Below are 16,819 nucleotides of genomic sequence, written 5' to 3' on the forward strand. Positions count from 1 at the left end.
CGGCGCCGGGCACGGCCGGGCGCTAACCTGCCGGGATGACTCCGTCGGAGGCCGGCAAGCTCGCCGCTGTGGTGCTCGACCGCCTCGCCCCGCACCTGCCGGAGGCCGCCTCGGCCGGTGGGCCGGGGCCGGCCGGGCCACTCTACGAGCTGGTGGCGGCGCGCCTGCGCGCCCTCGGCGAGGCCGAGGCGCTGGCCGACCTGGTCCGGGAGCCCCGGAACAACTCGCTGGTCAAGCGCCTGCTGCGCACCGCGGCGACCGAGGATCCCGGGTACGCGGCCGAGCTGGCCGCCGCCGTCGGAGCCCTGCCGGCGGCGGCCGCTGCACCGGTCGTGGCGGACCGGCCGGCCACCCCGGCGGAGCCCCGGGAGCCGGTCGGGGCCGTACCCGGGTCGGGCGGCGGTCGACGGCCCCGCCGCTACGGTCCCTGGGTCGCCCTCGGCGCGGTCGTGCTGCTGCTGGCGGTGGGCGGCCTGGTGGTCCGCGCGGTGCTCGGCGGGCTCAGCGAGGCCGGCGGGCTGACCGCCGACTCCAGCTGCGAGGAATACCAGCAGGCCCCGCCGGAGGAGCGGGTCGCGGCGATCCGGCAGATCGGGCTGGCCAAGGGCATCTCCGGGGTGGACAGTCCGCTGGTGATGACCGCCGTCGACCAGCTCTGCGACGCCCAGCCGACGGCACGGATCGGCGACCTGATCGCCCGCTTCGACGGCTGAGCCCCGCCGAGCCGCGCCGGTCGCCGAGTCCGCGTGCCGGCGTCCGGCACCGCTCAGGTGACGTCCCGCCGCATGGGTACGGCGACCGCGAGCACCGCCGCCACCGCCGCGTAGCCCAGCAGCAGCAGCCCGCCGCCGAGCGGTGACACGAGCTGGACCGGTGTGGTGCCGAGCTCCTCGGCGGCCGCGTCGACGACGTAGCTGAACCCGGTGAGCGAGGCGGTCGCCCCGGCCGGCAGGTACGGATAGAGCTGGCTCACGCCGGGGACGATCGCGAGCAGGGGTTCGAGCAGGTAGAAGTAGCCGACCACCACGCCGAGGGCCGCCACCTGGTTGCCGACCAGCGCCCCGATCCCGACGCCCAGCAGCGTGTACACGGCCATCGAGACGGCCAGCCGGGCGAACAGCTCCAGGATCGACCCGGTGCCCAGTCCCGGGGTGACGTCCCGGGCCGCCGCCCCGGCGAAGAGGACCGCCGCGCCGGAGCCGGTGAGCACCAGCCCGTACGCCAGCCCGGCGACGCCGTACGCGACCAGCTTCGACACCAGCACCTGCCAGCGCCGGGGCGCGAAGAGGAAGGTGAAGTCGACGGTCCGGTGCCGGTACTCCGCGCTGACCGCGAGCGTGCCCAGCACCGCCGGGATGAACATGGTGTAGCCGACCATGCCGAGGACGGCCCGTACCCCCGTCTCGGTGTCGAGTCCCGGCATCGGCGGGTCGAAGTTCTCCGGCCCGAGCAGGGTCAGCAGACCGATCAGCCCGGCGCCGCAGAGTACGGCGATCGCGAGCGCCACCAGCCAGAGCCGGCTGGCCAGCAGCCGCCGGAACTCGGCCCGGATCAGGCGGTTCATCGGACCCCTCCGATCTGCGCGGCCCGGTCACCGGTACCTCCGCCGTCGCCGTCCGGTGCGGCGGCGGTGAGCCGGAGGAAGAGTTGTTCGAGGCTTCCCGACGCGCCGACCAGGTCGACGAGCCGGCCGGCCACCACCTGCCGTCCGGCCCGGATCACCACGACGTCGTCGACCATCTGCTGCACCTCGCTGAGTACGTGACTGGAGATCAGTACGGTCCGGCCCTGCCGGGCCAGCCCGCGCAGGAAGTCCCGCAGCCAGGCGATGCCCTCCGGGTCGAGTCCGTTGCCGGGCTCGTCCAGCAGCAGCACCGGCGGGTCGCCGAGCAGTGCGGTGGCGAGGTTCAGCCGTTGCCGCATGCCGGTGGAGAAGGTCCTCGTCCGGCGGTGGGCCGCGTCGGCCAGCCCGAGCAGCCGGAGCAGCTCCTCGACCCGGCTGTCCGGGTAGCCGCCCATCGCGGCGTAGGTCCGGAGGTGGTCCCGGGCCGTGTGCCCGGGATGGAAGGCCGAGGCGTCGAAGACCGCGCCGACCGTGCCGGAGGGCCGGTCCAGGTCCCGGTAGTGCCGGCCGCCGATCGTCGCGGTACCCGAACTCGGCCTCACCAGGCCGAGGATCATCCGCAACGTCGTGGTCTTGCCGGCGCCGTTGGGGCCGAGGAAGCCGGTGACCGCCCCGGGCCGGACGGTGAAACTGAGGTCCCGTACGGCGGTGACGGTGCCGAACCGCTTGCTGAGCCCGGAGACCTCGACCGGGACGCCCGGCCGGCTCATGCCCGGTCCCCGGTGCCGGCGACGCGTCGCTGGACGGCGGCGACGAGTCGGGCCGCGTCCGGGGTGGCGAAGACCACCTCGTCGAAGGCCCCCGGCACCATGCTGCGGTCGAGTCGCAGGTGCAGGCCCGGCATGCCGTGGCGGGCGTAGACCAGCTGACGCGGGCCGCCGAAGATCCCCCACACCCCCATCTTGGCGATGCCGGTGACCACCAGCCCCCGGCGGGCACCGGAGGCGAGCCGCAGCGGCCGCTCGACGTACGCCACCTGCCGTACGGAGCGCAGTGGCACGGTCAGGGCCCGTCGACCGAGCCAGAGTCGTTCCAGTCCCTCGAACTCGAAGGCCAGTGCGTCGCCGGAGATCCTCATCGTCGCCATCGGTTTCCACCCCGCGTTCCTCGTCGACCGCCTCTGAACCTGAGCGGCACCTGTTCTATTAGTTGTATAGCAGATGTCAAAGCGGAAGGCGAGCGGCAGTCGGGCGTCGCAGGGTGCGCAGGCTCACCACGATCGGGGGGCGGCGGGCTTGTCACGAGTACCCGAGCTGTTCTATAACTTGTGGAACAGAGAGGGTGGCCGGCGTGATAATCGAGGTGGACCCGAACAGCGAGGTCCCGATCTACCAGCAGCTCCGCGACCGGGTGGTCGAGGCGATCGCCAGCGGTGCCCTCCGAGAGGGCAGCCCGCTCCCCTCCACCCGTGCCCTGGCCACCGACTTCGGCATCAACTTCCACACCGTCAACAAGGGCTACGACCTGCTGCGCCAGCAGCGCCTGCTGCGGATCAACCGGAAGTCGGGCGCGGTGGTGCTCCGGGACGCCCACTCCGGTCCACCGGCACCGGAGTTCGTCGCCGACTGGACCGGCCGGGCCACCACGCTGCTGGCCGAGGCGACCGCGCACGGCCTGACCCGGGAAGAGGTGCTGGAGATCTGCCGCACGGTGCTGACCACGTTCGACGAGGGACAGGAGGAGTCGCGATGACGGTCGCCTGGATCAGCGTGGCGCTGTTCACGATCGCCGGTTCCGCCTGGATCATGCCCGCGGTCCAGCAACCGACGCTGCCGTTCGGCGTACGGGTGCCCGCCCAGCGGGCCGGTGACGCCGCCATCGCCGGTCAGATCCGCACCTTCCGGAGCAGGGTCGCCGTCGGTGGACTTCTCGGGCTGCTCGCCGGAATCCCGCTGATGCTGACCGTGGACGGCGACGAGGAGACCGTGGCGCTGGTCGGCCTGGTGCCGATGGTGGCACTGATGCTGCTGGTCGGGCTCTGCTACCTGCGGGCCCGCCAGGCGATCCAGCGGGTGAAGGCCGAGGACGGCTGGTACAGCGGCGTCAGCCAGCGGGTGGCGGTGGACACCTCGCTGCGGACCGGGCCGGAACGGCTGCCCTGGCCGTGGGTACTCCCCGCGCTGCTCGTCCCGCTGATCACGCTCGCCGTCGGAATCGCCAGCTATCCCGAGATGCCGGATCGGGTGCCGATGCGCACCAACGGCTCCACAGTGGTCGCCTGGCAGACGAAGTCGCCCTGGGTGGTCGCAGTACCGGTGGTACTCGAACTGGCCACCACGGTCCTGCTGGTCGGCCTGCTCGCCTGGTCCTACCGGAGCCGGGCCGATCTGGATCCCTCCGCGCCGAAGCGCTCGGCCACCCAGCACCGGCTCTTCCTCCGGCGCATCTCCCGGGCCCTGCTGGTGCTCGCCGCCTGTGGGAACCTCACCGTGCTCTTCGCCTTCCTGCCGATGTGGCAGGGGCGGGCACCCGGCCCGCTGGCCACCGCCGCGATGGTGCTCTGCACGCTGCTCGGCACGGTCTACCTGGTGGTCGTGGCGCTACGCGCCGGCCAGGGCGGCAGCCGGATCCGCACCGTCGCCGCCCCGGCGGCCGAACGCCCCGACACCGCACACGCCGACGACGACCGGTACTGGCGGCTCGCCGGCCTCTGCTACGTCAATCGCGACGACCCGGCGATCCTGGTGCAGAAGCGGATCGGCATCGGCTGGACCTTCAACTTCGGCAACCCCCGGAGCCTGCTGCTGCTGACCGCCGTCCTGGCGGCACTGCTGGCCGGCGTCCTGGTGCCCGCGCTGGTCTGACCCGGCGCGGCGGACCGCCCGGGGATCGGCCCGTTCGGGGAGCGGCCAGCGGGTCAGCCCGGGACCCCGCCGTCCGGGCCGAGGGCCGTGACGAAGGCCACCCAGGCCGTCGGCACGAACCGGAGCACGGGGCCCTCCGTGTCCTTCGAGTCACGTACGGCGACGCCGCTGGCGAGCCGGGCCACCTCGACGCAGTTGCCGCCCTCGCCACCAGATCGGCTGCTCTTTTGCCAGCTCAGCGTAGTTTCCTCCGGCCGCATCCCGTCCGGCCCTCCCTCACGTCCAGAAGGCCGCCGTCTCCCTGAGCAGCCGAGCCGATTCTTTCCGCGACAACGCTGCCGCAACCAGGTGGTCGAAGGCAAGCGCGAAGGAGGCGATCTGGGCCGGCTCGTCGATATAGAGCGCGCCGGTCCGGTGTTCGGTGTAGACGAGGCCCGGATCGGTGGGCTCGGGAAAGCCGAGAATCGCGAACGGCCGGCCGAAGGCGGTGTACGCCGGACTGTTGAACCGGACCACCCGCAACTCGACGTGGGACCGCTCGGCGAGCACCGCCAGGTGACCGAGCTGGTCCCGCATCACCGCATCGTCGCCGACCCGGCACCGCAGCACCGCCTCGCCGAGCACCACCCGCAACCGCATCGGGTCGTGCTCGTGCAGCCGCCGCTGCCGGGCGAGTCGGAGTTCGACCTGACGGGTCAGTTCCTCGGCCGGCGCGAGCGGCTGGGTGGACCGGATCAGCGCGGTGGCATACGCCTCGGTCTGCAACAGGCCGGGCACCAGATGGGTCTCCACGGTACGGATCTCGGTCGCCTCGGACTCCAGTCCGACGTACACCTCGAACCAGTCCGGGATCGCCCCGCCGTAGGTGACCCACCAGCCGCGCTGGGTCGACTGCTTGGCCAGGGTCGCCAGCACCTCGCGGGTCCGTTCGTCGGCCACCCGGTAGATGTCGAGCAGCGCGAGGACGTCCCGGGTCCGGGTGGAGTGCTTGCCCGCCTCGATCCGGGAGATCTTGGCATCGGAGCACTTCATCCGCTGTGCCACCTGGAGAAGGGTGAGCTGCTCCCGTTCCCGCAGGCGGCGCAGCTCGATGCCGAGCCGGCGACGCCGGGCGGTCGGACTGATCGGCACGGAGTCCTCCCCGATTCCTCCGTCGGCGGTGGGCGTGCCGGCCGTCGGGGACGGCGCGCCTGCCGACGCGAGCGGAACTCACTGTCGTGATGCCGGTCACCCTAATGGTTGATGTTGGTACCGCGCTCCGCAGGCACCCGGCGACGTCCGGCCCTGGGATACGACGAGCGGCCGGCGTCCCGTGGGACGCCGGCCGCTCGCCGGTGTGTCGAAGTGGCGCTGGCTCAGGCCGCCTGTAGCCCCTCGGCCCGGGCCAGCTCGCGCAGCCGGCCCAGCGCCTGGATCTCCAGCTGCCGGATCCGCTCCCGGGAGAGCGAGAACCGGGACGCGACCTCGGTCAGCGAGTGCTCGCGACCGTCCTCCAGGCCGTACCGGGCCCGCATGATCCCGGCCGACCGGTCGTCGAGGTGGTTCAACAGACCCTCGATGCGCTGCCGCTCCAGGCCGGTGAGCACGATCTCCTCCGGCGACGGGGCGTCGCTGTCCGCGACCAGGTCACCGAGGTTGGTGTCGCCGTCGTCGCCGACCGGGGTGTCCAGCGAGACGGTGTCCTGCGACCAGCGGACCAGCTCGTGCACCCGCTCCACCGGTACGCCCAGGGCCGCCGCGATCTGCTCCGGCTCCGGGTCGGTGCCCAGCTCACGGGTGAGCTGGCGAGCCACGTTGCGCATCCGGTTGACGTCCTCGACCAGGTGCACGGGCAGCCGTACGGTGCGCTCCTGCTGGGCGATCGCCCGGCTGATCGCCTGCCGGATCCACCACGTCGCGTACGTCGAGAACTTGTATCCCCGCTCGTAGTCGAACTTCTCGACCGCCCGGACCAGACCGGTGTTGCCCTCCTGGATCAGGTCCAGCATCGGCATCCCGGAGCGGACGTACCGGCGGGCGATGGAGACGACCAGCCGGAGGTTGGCCCGGATGAAGAGGTCCTTCGCCCGCTCCCCCTCGACCACCAGCCGCTCCAGCTCCGCGCGGCTGACGCCCTCCGGAAGCTTCTCCTCGTCGATCAGGTGCTCAGCGTAGAGGCCAGCCTCGATGGCCTTGGAGAGGTCGACCTCGGCGGCGGCGTCGAGCAGCGGTGTGCGGGAGATCTCGTGCAGGTACACGCCGACCAGGTCGCGCTCCTCGGCGACCTCGTCGGTCCGCATCACGATCTTCTTCTCCACGTTCCCCACGGTCCCCTCGTCGTTCCTCCCGGTGGCCCGGGTTCCTGCTCCTGCCATCCCCACGTTCATCAGCCCTCCCCGTAACTTCCGCTGTGCCCCGCGGTGCTGACACCTACACAACAGTTGAGACGCGTTGGGGATTCCATCTGGTGAGTCGAAAGTGTCACGAATGCCTGAGTAGTTGCTGAAAGCACGATCGACGTTTGCTGTCAGTCGTCCCGATCGGGGCATGTCGGAGCCGGCGATGGCGCAGCTACGGGGCCTTGCGACGGCTCTGCACCCGATATCGGATCATCGCCACGCAACGACACACAGCGATCCACGTCACCCGATTGCTGCGATGCTCGTCACGCTTCGATACACGCGCGGCGCGGCCGGTCGGTTCATCCGCCGCCCCAGGGTTACCCCTCCGCCTGGGCAACAATCCGGGACCCGGGGATAGTCCCGGGGCCCGTGCGCCGGGCCCCCCGGACGTCCTGCCGCCGTTTCGGGACCCGGCCGAGGAGCGCCCGGAGGTCAGCCGGCGAGCAGGGCGATCGCGCCGCGTACCTGGTTCGCCGAGCGGTCCAGCGCGGCCCGGGCGTCGGCGACGGCCGCGCCGGACAGCAGCGACACCAGGGCGGCCTTCAGGTCACCGTCGGCCTCGGTCAGCGCGTGCTGCGCGACCTCCTCGGTGCAGTCCGTCGCCTCCACGAGGATCGAGATCATTCGTCCCCGCAGTTTCGCGTTGGTGGCCACCATGTCGATCATCAGGTTTGAGTAGACCCGCCCGAGCCGCACCATCACGGCGGTGGAAAAGCCGTTCAGCACGAGTTTCTGGGCGGTCGCGGCCTTCATCCGGGTCGAACCGGTAACCACCTCGGGGCCGGTCTCCACCCCGATGAAGACCGTCACCGAGCGGGCCGCCACGGCACCCGGGTCGGCACAGATCAGCACGGTGTCCGCGCCCAGCCCGGTCGCCGCGCCGAGCGCCCCGAGCACGTACGGGGTACGGCCGCTGGCGGCCAGGCCGACCACGAGGTCCCCGGGGGACACGCAGTCGCGCGCCTCCTCGGCACCGCCGGTCTCGTCGTCCTCGGCGTCCTCCACGGCCCGCCACATCGCGTCCGGCCCGCCCGCGAGGTGTGCGCAGAACCAGCGGTCCGGGGTGTTGAAGGTGGGCGCCAGTTCGGCGGCGTCGAGCACACCGAGCCGGCCCGAGGTGCCCGCGCCGAAGTAGTGCACCCGGCGGCCGGCCCGCAGCGCCGTCACGGCCAGCTCGACCGCCACCGCGATCTCGTCCAGCACCTTCGTCACCGCGGCCGGCACCCGCCGGTCGTCCTCGTTGATCACCTTGAGGACGTCCCGGACGGACATCAGGTCGAGGTCGAGACTGCGCGGGTTGCGCAGCTCGGTCGGGGAACTGACCCGGACCACCGCGCGCGGTTCCGGCCCTCGCCCGTCGACCGCACCCGCGCCGCCGTCCCGCCCGCCCGTACCGTCGGCCGGGTAACCCGGCTCGACCGGCGGGTAAGAGGACCCCGCGTCGGAATCCGGACGCGGGGTGGCGGCGGGTGGTGCACCGGGTTCGACCCGTCCGGCCGTCATGTCCGCCCCCCAGCAGCTCGGCCACCGCCGAGCCCGTCGCTCATCTCCCGGCCGCCTCGCCGTACGCGACGACGCCTCGCGGCACCGTCGCGCCGGCCCGGCCGGTCCGTCCGCCGCTCATGACCGCCTCCCCTTGACCCGGTGCGGCTGCACCGCTTCGGCGGTGACCTCCAGGGCCTTCTTCGCTCTGGCCCGGTTGCGCGCGGCCACTCCGACGAAGAGGCAGTCGACCACCGTCAACTGGGCGAGCCGGCTGGCCATCGCGCCCGACCGGTACGTCGTCTCCCGCGCCGCCGTGGTGAGCACGTGGTCCGCGACGTCGGTGATCGGTGACCGGGGGAAGTTGGTCAGCGCGACCGTGGTCGCCCCCCGGGCCCGCGCCTGCTCCAGCACCTCGACCGCGTCCAGGGTGGTGCCGGTGTGCGAGATGCCCATCGCCACGTCGCCCTTGCCGAGCAGGGCCGCCGAGGTGAGCGCGGTGTGCACGTCCGGGAAGTAGAAGGCGGTCCGGCCGATCCGGTGCAGTTTCTGCTGGAAGTCGGAGGCGACGAAGCCGCTCGCCCCGGCACCGTAGATGTCGATCCGGCCGGCGCCGCTGATCGCCTCGACCACCTGCTCGCAGACCGCCGCGTCGAGCTGCTCCGCGGTCTCCTCGACCGCCCGGGCGTCGCTGAAGGCGATGGTCGCGATGATCTGTGCCAGGTCGGCGCCGGGCGGGATGTCGCCGCCGACCACCCGGGCGTCCGGTGGCTCCACCCGGCGGGCCGCCTCGGCCGCCAGCCGGATCCGGAGTTGCGGGTAGCCGTCCATGCCGACCGACCGGCAGAACCGGATGACGGTGGCCTCGGAGGTCTCGGCGGCGGTCGCGAGGTCTGTGATGGTCCGGCGAGCGGCGTCCGCGGGATCCGCCACGACGAGTCTGGCGACCCGTTGTTCGGCGGGCGACAGCGACGGGAGCAGGCCGCTGATATGGACGATCAGCCCACCTGTCTCGTGACTCGCAGAAACCTTCGCAGTCTTCACCACGGATGAAACTTACTTTCACGGAGGCGGGAGCGTCAACCATGACGCGCTACACCTGCGAAAGTACGCCCAACCGGTGGGAAATTGCGGCCGGTCAGCCCAGCCGAGCGTGCCATTCCCACCACACCTTCGGCTCAGCGGGGTGACCGAGCCCGCAACGCCGGACGGCGTCCGGGTGAATAGTCATCGATCGATAGGCTACCGGAACGGCTCCGCCGGCGGGCCGGAAACGGGCGTCCCCGACCGTCCAGATCGGACCGGGCCGGCCGCCGGGTGCTGCCGGGCACGGCCGGGGCGGTGTGCCGGCGGCGCGCCCGCCGCTGCCGATAGCGTGGCAGGCATGGCGGATCGCACTGTACTGGTCAGCGGCGGAGCGGGTGGGCTCGGCGGGGCGGTCACCGCCGCCTTCGTCGCGTCCGGCTGGCGGGTGGTGGTACCCGTACGGCCGGTCGGCGGGGCGGCGCCGGTGGGCGTACCCGGCGAGCCGGGCGGCGGGGTGCTCCGGGTGGCGGCCGACCTCACCGACCCGGAACAGGTCGCCCGGGCGGTCGAGGTGGCCGGCGGCGACGCCGGGGCACCGTTGCGGGCGGTGGTGAACCTGGCCGGCGGGTACGCGGCCGGCGGCCTGGTGCACGAGACCCCGGTCGCCGACTTCGAGCAGATGATCGCCCGCAACCTGCGCCCGACCTACCTGGTCACCCGGAGCGCGCTGCCGTACCTGCTGGAGGCCGGCGGCGGGTCGGTGGTCTGCGTCTCCTCCCGGGCCGCCCTCTCCCCGTTCCCCGGTGCCGCCGGCTACGTCACCGGGAAGGCGGCGGTCCTCGCCTTCGCCTCGGCGGTCGCCGTCGAGTACCGGCAGGCGGGCGTGCGCTGCAACACGGTGCTGCCGAGCGTCATCGACACGCCGGCCAACCGGGCGGCGCAGCCCAGCGCGGACCACTCCCGCTGGGTGGCCCCGGCGGAGATCGCCGGGGTGATCCGCTTCCTGGCCAGTGACGAGTCGGCGCCGACGAGCGGCGCGACGATACCGGTGTACGGCCGGGCCTGACCGATCCGGCGGTGGCCGGCTCCGCCTCGTCCGCCTCGTCCGGCTCGGACGACGGGGTGGCCGGATCCGGCGTACCCGGCGGATCCGCCGCACCGCGCGAGCCTGCCGGGTCGGGCGGACCGGTCGGGGCGGCGGACTCCGGAACGCCGACGGTCGGAGCCGGCGGGTCCGGGTCCGGGTCTGCCGGCGCGGGGGCGGGGACGGCCGGCGCGGCGCCGGATCCGTCGGACGGAACCGGCGCGGCGGTGCCGAACCCGGGCAGCGGGTGGTCGCCCGGCAGCCACGCCCGCACACCGGCCTGGATCGCCCGGGTCACCTCGTCCGGCGAACGGTTGGCGTCCACCACCACGAACGTGGCGGCCTCCGGCAGCGACCGGTACGCCGCCGCCCCGGCGGCCAGGTAGCTGATGTCCTCGTGGTCGGTGCCCCGGGCCTCGATCCGCCGGTACGCCTCACCCGGGTCCACCGCCAGCAGGAAGGTGAGGTCGGGCGGCGGGAAGATCCGGTACAGCAACCGGGCGAGGCTCTCCCAGCGGCGTCCGCCGCCGTGCGCCCGGATGCTGGCGTACTGGCAGACCGAGTAGCGGTCCATCACGGCGACCCGGGAGCGGAGTCGGGACCGGAGCAGTGCCCGCCCGATGGCCAGCCAGCGCAGCACCGACTCGGCCAGCAGCATCCCGTTGCGGCCCAACAGGCGCTGGGCGTCCCGACGGCCCAGTTTGCGGGCCAGCCGGCTGAACCAGCGCCGACCGCCCGCGTTCTGCCAGTACGTCGCCGGAACGCCGCTCGCGGTCAGCGCGTCCGCGAGCCGGTGTGCCTGGGTGGTCTTGCCCGAGCCGTCGATTCCGACCAGGGCCACGGACCGCAGCCGTCCCCCGTGCCGCCGCTGGAGCAGAGTTCGGGCCACGCTCAGCAACGGTACCCGGCGCCCGCAGCCCCCCGGCCCGGCAACGCCGCCGGGGTCCCGCCCGCCGCCGGATGAGCCGTACCGGCCGGACCGTCCCGCCGGCACCGACCCGCCGGTCCGTGCCGCCGCGTCCGGTTCCGGATCGGGGCGGCGCCGCCGGATCCCCACCCAGGTGTGTCCCGGCCCAGGTGTGAAGGAACGAAGTGCCGGGTACCGGTAAATCTCCACCCCATTGACCAGATGCCCAATGGCCATTGACCCGGGAGACCCGATGGATCACAACGGCGACGAGACCCTCCTTGCCACCCTCAAGCGGGTCGCCGCCGTCCTGAAGCAGTCCGAGATCCCCTTCGCGCTGGGCGGCAGCTTCGCGGTGTACGCGCACGGCGGCCACTCCAGCGACCACGACGTCGACTTCCTCATCCGGGAGCAGGACGTCGAGCGCGCCCTGGAGGCGCTCGTCGAGGTTGGCTTCACCGCCGAACGCCCCCCGGAGGACTGGCTGGTGAAGGTCTGGGACAACGACCGGATGGTGGACCTGATCCACCGCCCGATCGAGACCCCGGTCACCGACGAGACCTTCCGGGACACCGTGGTGCGCCCGGTCGACGCCATCCACATGCCGGTGCTGTCGGCCACCCACCTGATGGTGCACAAGCTGCTCAGCTTCTCCCAGCACTACTGCGACTTCGCCCGTGGCCTGCCGCTCGCCCGTTCGCTGCGGGAGCAGATCGACTGGGACCGGGTCCGCAAGGAGACGGCGCACTCGCCGTACGCCGAGGCGTTCCTGGTGCTGCTGGACCGGCTGGACGTCGTGCCCTACTCGTCGGGCGGCGAGGAGAAGCGTTTTTCCCGGGCCGGCGCGGAGAAGGGGATGACCGGCATGGACGAGCGGAGCGAGGTGGCGACATGAACCAGCGCGGCACGGCGGGTACCGAGCCGCCGGACGACTATCTGGAGGCGGCGATCCAGCGCCTGCTCACCGAACGCACCGAGATCGCCGAGCAGGGCATCACGGTGAGCCGCCGGGACCACTCGGTGGTGCTCTGCGGCGAGGTGGAGAGCGCGCAGCGCCGCGAGGAGATCCTCCGCATCGTGCTGGAGCACTTTCCCGAGGTGCCGGTGACCGTTGACATAGGACTGATCCGCACCCAGGCACCGACCGAGGTGGAGGAGCTGCGGTGAGGGAGGCGACGACATGGTGATCCGGATCGCGGCCGTCGGCGACGTGCACATGGACCAGGACGTGGTCGGACGGTTCCGGCCCGCCCTGGAACGGTTGCCGGAGAGCGCCGACGTCCTGCTGCTGGCCGGGGACCTGACCCGGCACGGCACCGAGTCCGAGGCCCGCTGCGTGGCGACCGAGTTCGGCAACCTCGGCGTACCGGTGGTCGCGGTGCTCGGCAACCACGACCACCACTGCAACGAGGTGCCGGGGGTGATCCGGGTACTCGAGGACGCCGGCATCCTGGTGCTGGAGGGCACCAACGTGGTGCTGGAGTGTTCCGGGGTACGGCTCGGCATCGCGGGCGCGAAGGGCTTCGGCGGTGGCTTCGCCGGCCGGTGCGCCAGCGAGTTCGGCGAACCGGAGATGAAGGCGTTCGTCCGGACCACCAGCGACATCGCCGAGCAGCTCGGCGAGGCGCTGCGCGAGATGGACTGCGACGTACGGGTCGCGCTGACCCACTACGCCCCGGTGCCCGACACCCTGGCCGGGGAGCCGCTGGAGATCTATCCGTTCCTCGGCTCGTACCTGCTCGGTCAGGCCATCGACTCCGCGCCGACCGAGCTGGCGCTGCACGGGCACGCGCACGCCGGCAGCGAGCGGGGCACCACTCCGGGCGGGGTACGGGTCCGCAACGTCGCGCACCCGGTGATCAAGCAGGCGTACAGCGTGTTCCACCTGCACCCGCCCTTCGCGGGGGCGACCGCGGGCAAGGTTTCCGCGATCAGCGCGGGGGGTATTTCCTGAGCCATGGAATTCTTGCTCTGGATCCTCGCGGTTGTACTGGTGGTCGCCGGTGTGCTGGCACTGTTCCGGCGGCAGATCCTCTGGGGTGTGGTGCTCATCATCGTCGGGCTGCTCGTCGGACCCTTCGGCGTCAGCATCTTCAGCAGTTGATCCCAGGCCGACGTAGGCGCAGCGCCGGCCTCGGATCACCAACCCCCTGTCACTACGAGAACAAGACCCCCACAGGCAAGCCGGGGTCGTCGCGCCCGGGTCTCCCTCTCCCCCTGGATGACCCGGGCTCGGCGGCCCCGGCGATTCGTCTTTCCGGCCTACCGGTGGCCGAGGCGTCAACAGCGAGGCACGCCGGGGATGAAGCCGTCGTAACCGGTCAGCACGTACGCGTCGGAGATGAACCGACCGGTGCCGATCCGATCCCAGATGTTGCTGGTGCCGTAGGTGCCGGTCACCGTCGTGCCGGTGGTCTGGCAGCCGATGGTCACCGTGGCCCCGTCGGCGACCGTGCCGACCGAGGAGTAGCCCGTGCCGGGGCCGGACCGGACGGTCAGCGGGCTGCCCGCGGTGTTCACCGTGCCGGATCCGGTGCCGCCGCCGGAGCAGGCGTTGTCGCTGGTGTAGGTGCGGGTGCCCCAGTAGAGCGCCAGGGTGCCGTTGAACCGCACCTGGATGGCGGAGCCGTTCAGGCGCTGCTCGTAGTGCAGGTGCGGGCCGGTGGACCCGCCGGTGGTGCCGACGTACCCGATCACGGTGCCGTAGCCGACGGTCCGCCCGACGGCGGTGTTGAAGCTGTTCAGGTGGGCGTAGTAGGTGGTGTACCCGCCGCCGTGGTTGATCCGGACGTACTTGCCGTAGCTGGTGTTGCCGAGGTCGGTGACGACGTCGACGGTGCCGGGGGCGCTGGCCACCACCGGGTCGCCCTGGTCGTCGGTGCGGTTGAAGTCGACGGCGTTGGTCGGGCTGTGGTTGGTCCGGGTCTGCCCGGACCAGGACTGGCCGCAGGGGAAGGGCACCTTGAAGGTGGGTGCGGCGGCGGCCGGCGAGGCCGGGACCAGCACCGCGGCGGCCACCAGTAGGCCGGCACCGACGGAAGCGAACAGGCGGAAGCGCACGAGACCTCCCATGGCGAAAGTTTTCTATGTACGAATGGATCGTGGCAGAAAACTTCACTCGACGGAAGAGCGGAGCCGGGCGCGGGGGCGACCCGGCCGTGGAGCCGATCCGGTATACCTGGACGACATGGCCTCGCCGACGTACCTGAGGAGCATGCCGCTGCACGCCGTGACCGAGGTCTACGGCGAGGCCGGCCTGCGGGACCGGTTCGCGCTGGAGGCGGAGCGCTTCGCCCCGGCCGAGCAGGGCCGGCTGGCGGCGGCGCTGGACCTCGCCGGCACGCTGCACCGCGACGACCGCCGGGTCCGCGAGCCCTATCTCAACCACCTGCTCCGGGTGGCCATCCGGATCATCTGCTACTACTCGGTGACCGACGTCGACGTGATCGCGGCGGCACTGCTGCACGACGCGGTGGAGGACCATCCGGCCGAACTCGCCGGCCTGCCGGCCGGGACGACCGGCCCGGCGGCCACCGAGGCGGCGCTGGCCGAGGTGGCCCGGCGGTTCAACCCCCGGGTCGCCCGGCTGATCGCGGCGGTCACCAATCCGGAGTACGACCCGGAGCGGGACCGGGACGAGCAGTACCGCGCGCACCTGGCGGAGAGCCTGGACCGGGAACCCTGGGCCCGGGTGATCAAGGTGTCCGACTTCACCGACAACGGGGTGGGGGTCATCCACACCACCGGGGACCGGGTGCACCGCTCGGCCCGGAAGTACCGCCCGCTGGTGCCGCTCTTCCGCGACCTGGTCACCCGGCCGGACACCCCGCTCGGCGCCGAGGCCCGTGCGCACATCCTCGGTCAGCTCGACCTCGCCGAGCAGCGCTTCGCCGCGATCCTCGACGAGCCCGAGGCCGCCCCGGCGCTGCCGGTCGCCGAGTAGCCGCCACCCGCCGGCCGGCCGGCGGGGACCGCCGGGTTTCCGAATCGTTACGGCCTCGTGGCTCACCGGGTCTGGACGCCCCTGGCTGCAAGCGCTTACATGTGGTGACGCCCACAGGCCGGCTCGGAAGCCACAGGCAACCGGCACGCCGGCACGAAAGGAGGACGGCATGGCGGTCCAGTCCAGACCACGCCAGGCCTTCGCGATCGCCGGTGTGTTGGCTTTGGCACTCGGCGCCACCGCCTGTTCCGGCGACAGTGAGAGCGGGCTCGACCCCGACTCCGCGGAGTGCGCACCGTACTCCGCCTACCAGGGTCACGACGGCGAGAGCGTTTCCATCTACGCGTCGATCCGGGACGCCGAGGCCGACCTGCTCCGGCAGTCGTGGAAGCAGTTCGAGGACTGCACCGGCATCGAGATCGACTACGACGGCAGCGGCGAGTTCGAGGCCCAGCTCCAGGTCCAGGTCGACGGCGGCAACCCGCCCGACCTGGCCTTCATCCCGCAGCCCGGTCTGCTCGCCCGGTTCGCCCAGGCCAACAAGCTCAAGCCGATGACGGCGGAGCAGAAGAGCCTGGCCGAGGCGAACTACCCGGCCGACTGGCTCAAGTACGCCACCGCCGGTGGGCAGCTCTACGGCACGCCGCTCGGCGCGAACGTGAAGTCCTTCGTCTGGTACTCGCCGAAGGCGTTCGCCGACAACGGCTACCAGGTGCCGACCACCTGGCAGCAGCTGATGGAGCTGAGCGACAAGATCGCGGCGAAGAACCAGAAGCCCTGGTGCGTCGGGCTGGAGTCGGGCGAGGCCACCGGGTGGCCGGCGACCGACTGGATCGAGGACCTGATGCTGCGTACGCAGACCCCGGAGGTCTACGACCAGTGGACGAGCCACGCCATCCCGTTCAACGACCCCCGGGTGCTCCAGGCGGTCGACCAGGCCGGCCAGGTCCTGAAGAATCCGAAGTACGTCAACGGCGGCTACGGTGACGTCAAGAGCCTGACCACCACCCCGTTCCAGGAGGGCGGCCTGCCGATCCTCCAGGGCCAGTGCTCGATGCACCGGCAGGCGAACTTCTACGCCAACTACCTGCCCGAGGGCACCAAGATCGGCCCGGACGGCGACATCTACGCCTTCTACTTCCCGGCGGTCGACCCGGCCAGGGGCAAGCCGGTGCTCGGCGGCGGCGAGTTCACCGTGGCCTTCACCGACGGGCCGGCGGTGCAGGCCGTCCGGCAATACCTTATGACCGGCGAGTACGCCAACTCGCGGGCGGCGCTGGGCAACTGGATCACGCCGAACAACAAGCTCGACGTCAGCAAGGTCGAGCAGGCGGTCGACAAGCTCTCCATGGAGGTGCTGCTCGACAAGAGCGCCGTCTTCCGGTTCGACGGCTCCGACCTGATGCCCGCCGCGGTCGGCTCCGGCACCCTCTGGAAGGGCATGATCGACTGGGTCAACGGCAAGGACACCAAGAGCACCCTCGACTTCGTCGAAGGCTCCTGGCCGAAGTGACACCCCTGACGGTCCGGCCCGCGCCGCTGCGGGCCGGACCGTCGGCTTCCCGAAC

18 protein-coding genes and 2 pseudogenes are annotated in these 16,819 nt (G+C 72.1%); 10 read left to right on the forward strand and 10 right to left on the reverse strand.

The window, feature by feature from the left end; all coding sequences use genetic code 11:
* Positions 1 to 35: 35 nt before the first annotated feature.
* Positions 36 to 713, forward strand: coding sequence for a hypothetical protein (locus C6W10_RS22425; protein ID WP_107260231.1), 678 nt, complete (start codon positions 36 to 38; stop codon positions 711 to 713).
* A gap of 53 nt (positions 714 to 766) precedes the next feature.
* On the opposite strand, the gene C6W10_RS22430 is transcribed toward C6W10_RS22425, so the two are convergent.
* From C6W10_RS22430 to C6W10_RS22440, 3 genes are read right to left on the reverse strand one after another with little or no spacing between them, the layout of a single operon-like run.
* Positions 767 to 1,564, reverse strand: coding sequence for an ABC transporter permease (locus C6W10_RS22430; RefSeq protein WP_107260232.1), 798 nt, complete (start codon positions 1,562 to 1,564; stop codon positions 767 to 769).
* Positions 1,561 to 2,334 carry an ABC transporter ATP-binding protein gene (locus C6W10_RS22435; RefSeq protein WP_107260234.1) on the reverse strand — a complete coding sequence of 258 codons (774 nt, stop codon included), beginning with the start codon at positions 2,332 to 2,334 and terminating at the stop codon, positions 1,561 to 1,563. The genes C6W10_RS22430 and C6W10_RS22435 overlap by 4 nt, the downstream gene beginning before the upstream one ends.
* Positions 2,331 to 2,711, reverse strand: a complete 381-nt coding sequence (locus C6W10_RS22440) for a hypothetical protein (RefSeq protein ID WP_107260236.1) — start codon at positions 2,709 to 2,711, stop codon at positions 2,331 to 2,333. Before C6W10_RS22440 ends, C6W10_RS22435 begins: the two co-directional genes overlap by 4 nt.
* Positions 2,712 to 2,914: 203 nt before the next feature.
* Here C6W10_RS22440 and C6W10_RS22445 point away from each other — a divergent pair, with 203 nt between their 5' ends.
* Complete coding sequence (locus C6W10_RS22445; RefSeq protein ID WP_107264190.1) at positions 2,915 to 3,316, forward strand: GntR family transcriptional regulator; 402 nt, start codon at positions 2,915 to 2,917, stop codon at positions 3,314 to 3,316.
* Entirely contained in the window at positions 3,313 to 4,428 is a 1,116-nt protein-coding gene (locus tag C6W10_RS22450; RefSeq protein WP_107260238.1) for a DUF1648 domain-containing protein, read from the forward strand. Before C6W10_RS22445 ends, C6W10_RS22450 begins: the two co-directional genes overlap by 4 nt.
* Before the next feature lie 53 nt (positions 4,429 to 4,481).
* Here C6W10_RS22450 and C6W10_RS22455 read toward each other — a convergent pair whose 3' ends face one another.
* From C6W10_RS22455 to C6W10_RS22475, 5 genes are all read right to left on the reverse strand, one after another.
* Complete coding sequence (locus C6W10_RS22455) at positions 4,482 to 4,688, reverse strand: DUF397 domain-containing protein (RefSeq protein WP_107260240.1); 207 nt, start codon at positions 4,686 to 4,688, stop codon at positions 4,482 to 4,484.
* 16 nt (positions 4,689 to 4,704) lie between these two features.
* The gene (locus tag C6W10_RS22460) at positions 4,705 to 5,559 is read right to left on the reverse strand and encodes a helix-turn-helix transcriptional regulator (RefSeq protein WP_159079407.1); all 855 of its coding nucleotides are present in this window, start codon (positions 5,557 to 5,559) and stop codon (positions 4,705 to 4,707) included.
* A gap of 224 nt (positions 5,560 to 5,783) precedes the next feature.
* Positions 5,784 to 6,782, reverse strand: a complete 999-nt coding sequence (locus C6W10_RS22465; protein WP_369930258.1) for an RNA polymerase sigma factor RpoD/SigA — start codon at positions 6,780 to 6,782, stop codon at positions 5,784 to 5,786.
* 459 nt (positions 6,783 to 7,241) lie between these two features.
* On the reverse strand, positions 7,242 to 8,312 hold the full coding sequence (locus tag C6W10_RS22470; protein ID WP_107260246.1) for an N-acetylmuramic acid 6-phosphate etherase: 1,071 nt from the start codon (positions 8,310 to 8,312) through the stop codon (positions 7,242 to 7,244).
* A 117-nt stretch (positions 8,313 to 8,429) separates the two neighbouring features.
* Positions 8,430 to 9,338 (reverse strand): MurR/RpiR family transcriptional regulator, encoded by a 909-nt coding sequence (locus tag C6W10_RS22475; protein WP_107260247.1) that lies wholly within the window; start codon positions 9,336 to 9,338, stop codon positions 8,430 to 8,432.
* Between the two features lie 337 nt (positions 9,339 to 9,675).
* Here C6W10_RS22475 and C6W10_RS22480 point away from each other — a divergent pair, with 337 nt between their 5' ends.
* Positions 9,676 to 10,383 (forward strand): SDR family NAD(P)-dependent oxidoreductase, encoded by a 708-nt coding sequence (locus tag C6W10_RS22480; protein ID WP_107260249.1) that lies wholly within the window; start codon positions 9,676 to 9,678, stop codon positions 10,381 to 10,383.
* Between the two features lie 256 nt (positions 10,384 to 10,639).
* On the opposite strand, the pseudogene C6W10_RS22485 reads toward C6W10_RS22480, so the two are convergent.
* Positions 10,640 to 11,290, reverse strand: a pseudogene (locus tag C6W10_RS22485) (dTMP kinase); the annotation flags it as partial.
* Positions 11,291 to 11,561: 271 nt separating this feature from the next.
* Between C6W10_RS22485 and C6W10_RS22490 the strand changes: the two are divergent.
* From C6W10_RS22490 to C6W10_RS38060, 4 genes and pseudogenes are all read left to right on the forward strand, one after another.
* A pseudogene (locus tag C6W10_RS22490) lies at positions 11,562 to 12,134 on the forward strand (nucleotidyltransferase); the annotation flags it as partial.
* A gap of 65 nt (positions 12,135 to 12,199) precedes the next feature.
* Positions 12,200 to 12,475: a hypothetical protein gene (locus tag C6W10_RS22495; RefSeq protein WP_107260253.1), complete on the forward strand. Its 276-nt coding sequence runs from the start codon at positions 12,200 to 12,202 to the stop codon at positions 12,473 to 12,475.
* 13 nt (positions 12,476 to 12,488) lie between these two features.
* A complete protein-coding gene (locus C6W10_RS22500; protein ID WP_107260255.1) occupies positions 12,489 to 13,262 on the forward strand; it encodes a metallophosphoesterase in 774 nt (257 codons plus the stop codon).
* A 3-nt stretch (positions 13,263 to 13,265) separates the two neighbouring features.
* The gene (locus C6W10_RS38060) at positions 13,266 to 13,412 is read left to right on the forward strand and encodes a GPGG-motif small membrane protein (RefSeq protein ID WP_199853034.1); all 147 of its coding nucleotides are present in this window, start codon (positions 13,266 to 13,268) and stop codon (positions 13,410 to 13,412) included.
* Between the two features lie 176 nt (positions 13,413 to 13,588).
* Here C6W10_RS38060 and C6W10_RS22505 read toward each other — a convergent pair whose 3' ends face one another.
* Positions 13,589 to 14,368 (reverse strand): M23 family metallopeptidase, encoded by a 780-nt coding sequence (locus C6W10_RS22505; protein ID WP_234358926.1) that lies wholly within the window; start codon positions 14,366 to 14,368, stop codon positions 13,589 to 13,591.
* A 127-nt stretch (positions 14,369 to 14,495) separates the two neighbouring features.
* Here C6W10_RS22505 and C6W10_RS22510 point away from each other — a divergent pair, with 127 nt between their 5' ends.
* Both C6W10_RS22510 and C6W10_RS22515 read left to right on the forward strand, forming a co-directional pair.
* Positions 14,496 to 15,251, forward strand: a complete 756-nt coding sequence (locus C6W10_RS22510; protein WP_107260259.1) for an HD domain-containing protein — start codon at positions 14,496 to 14,498, stop codon at positions 15,249 to 15,251.
* 169 nt (positions 15,252 to 15,420) lie between these two features.
* Positions 15,421 to 16,764, forward strand: a complete 1,344-nt coding sequence (locus C6W10_RS22515) for an ABC transporter substrate-binding protein (protein ID WP_107260261.1) — start codon at positions 15,421 to 15,423, stop codon at positions 16,762 to 16,764.
* Positions 16,765 to 16,819: the final 55 nt, after the last annotated feature.

This window comes from Plantactinospora sp. BB1 (assembly GCF_003030385.1).
Taxonomy (GTDB): domain Bacteria; phylum Actinomycetota; class Actinomycetes; order Mycobacteriales; family Micromonosporaceae; genus Plantactinospora.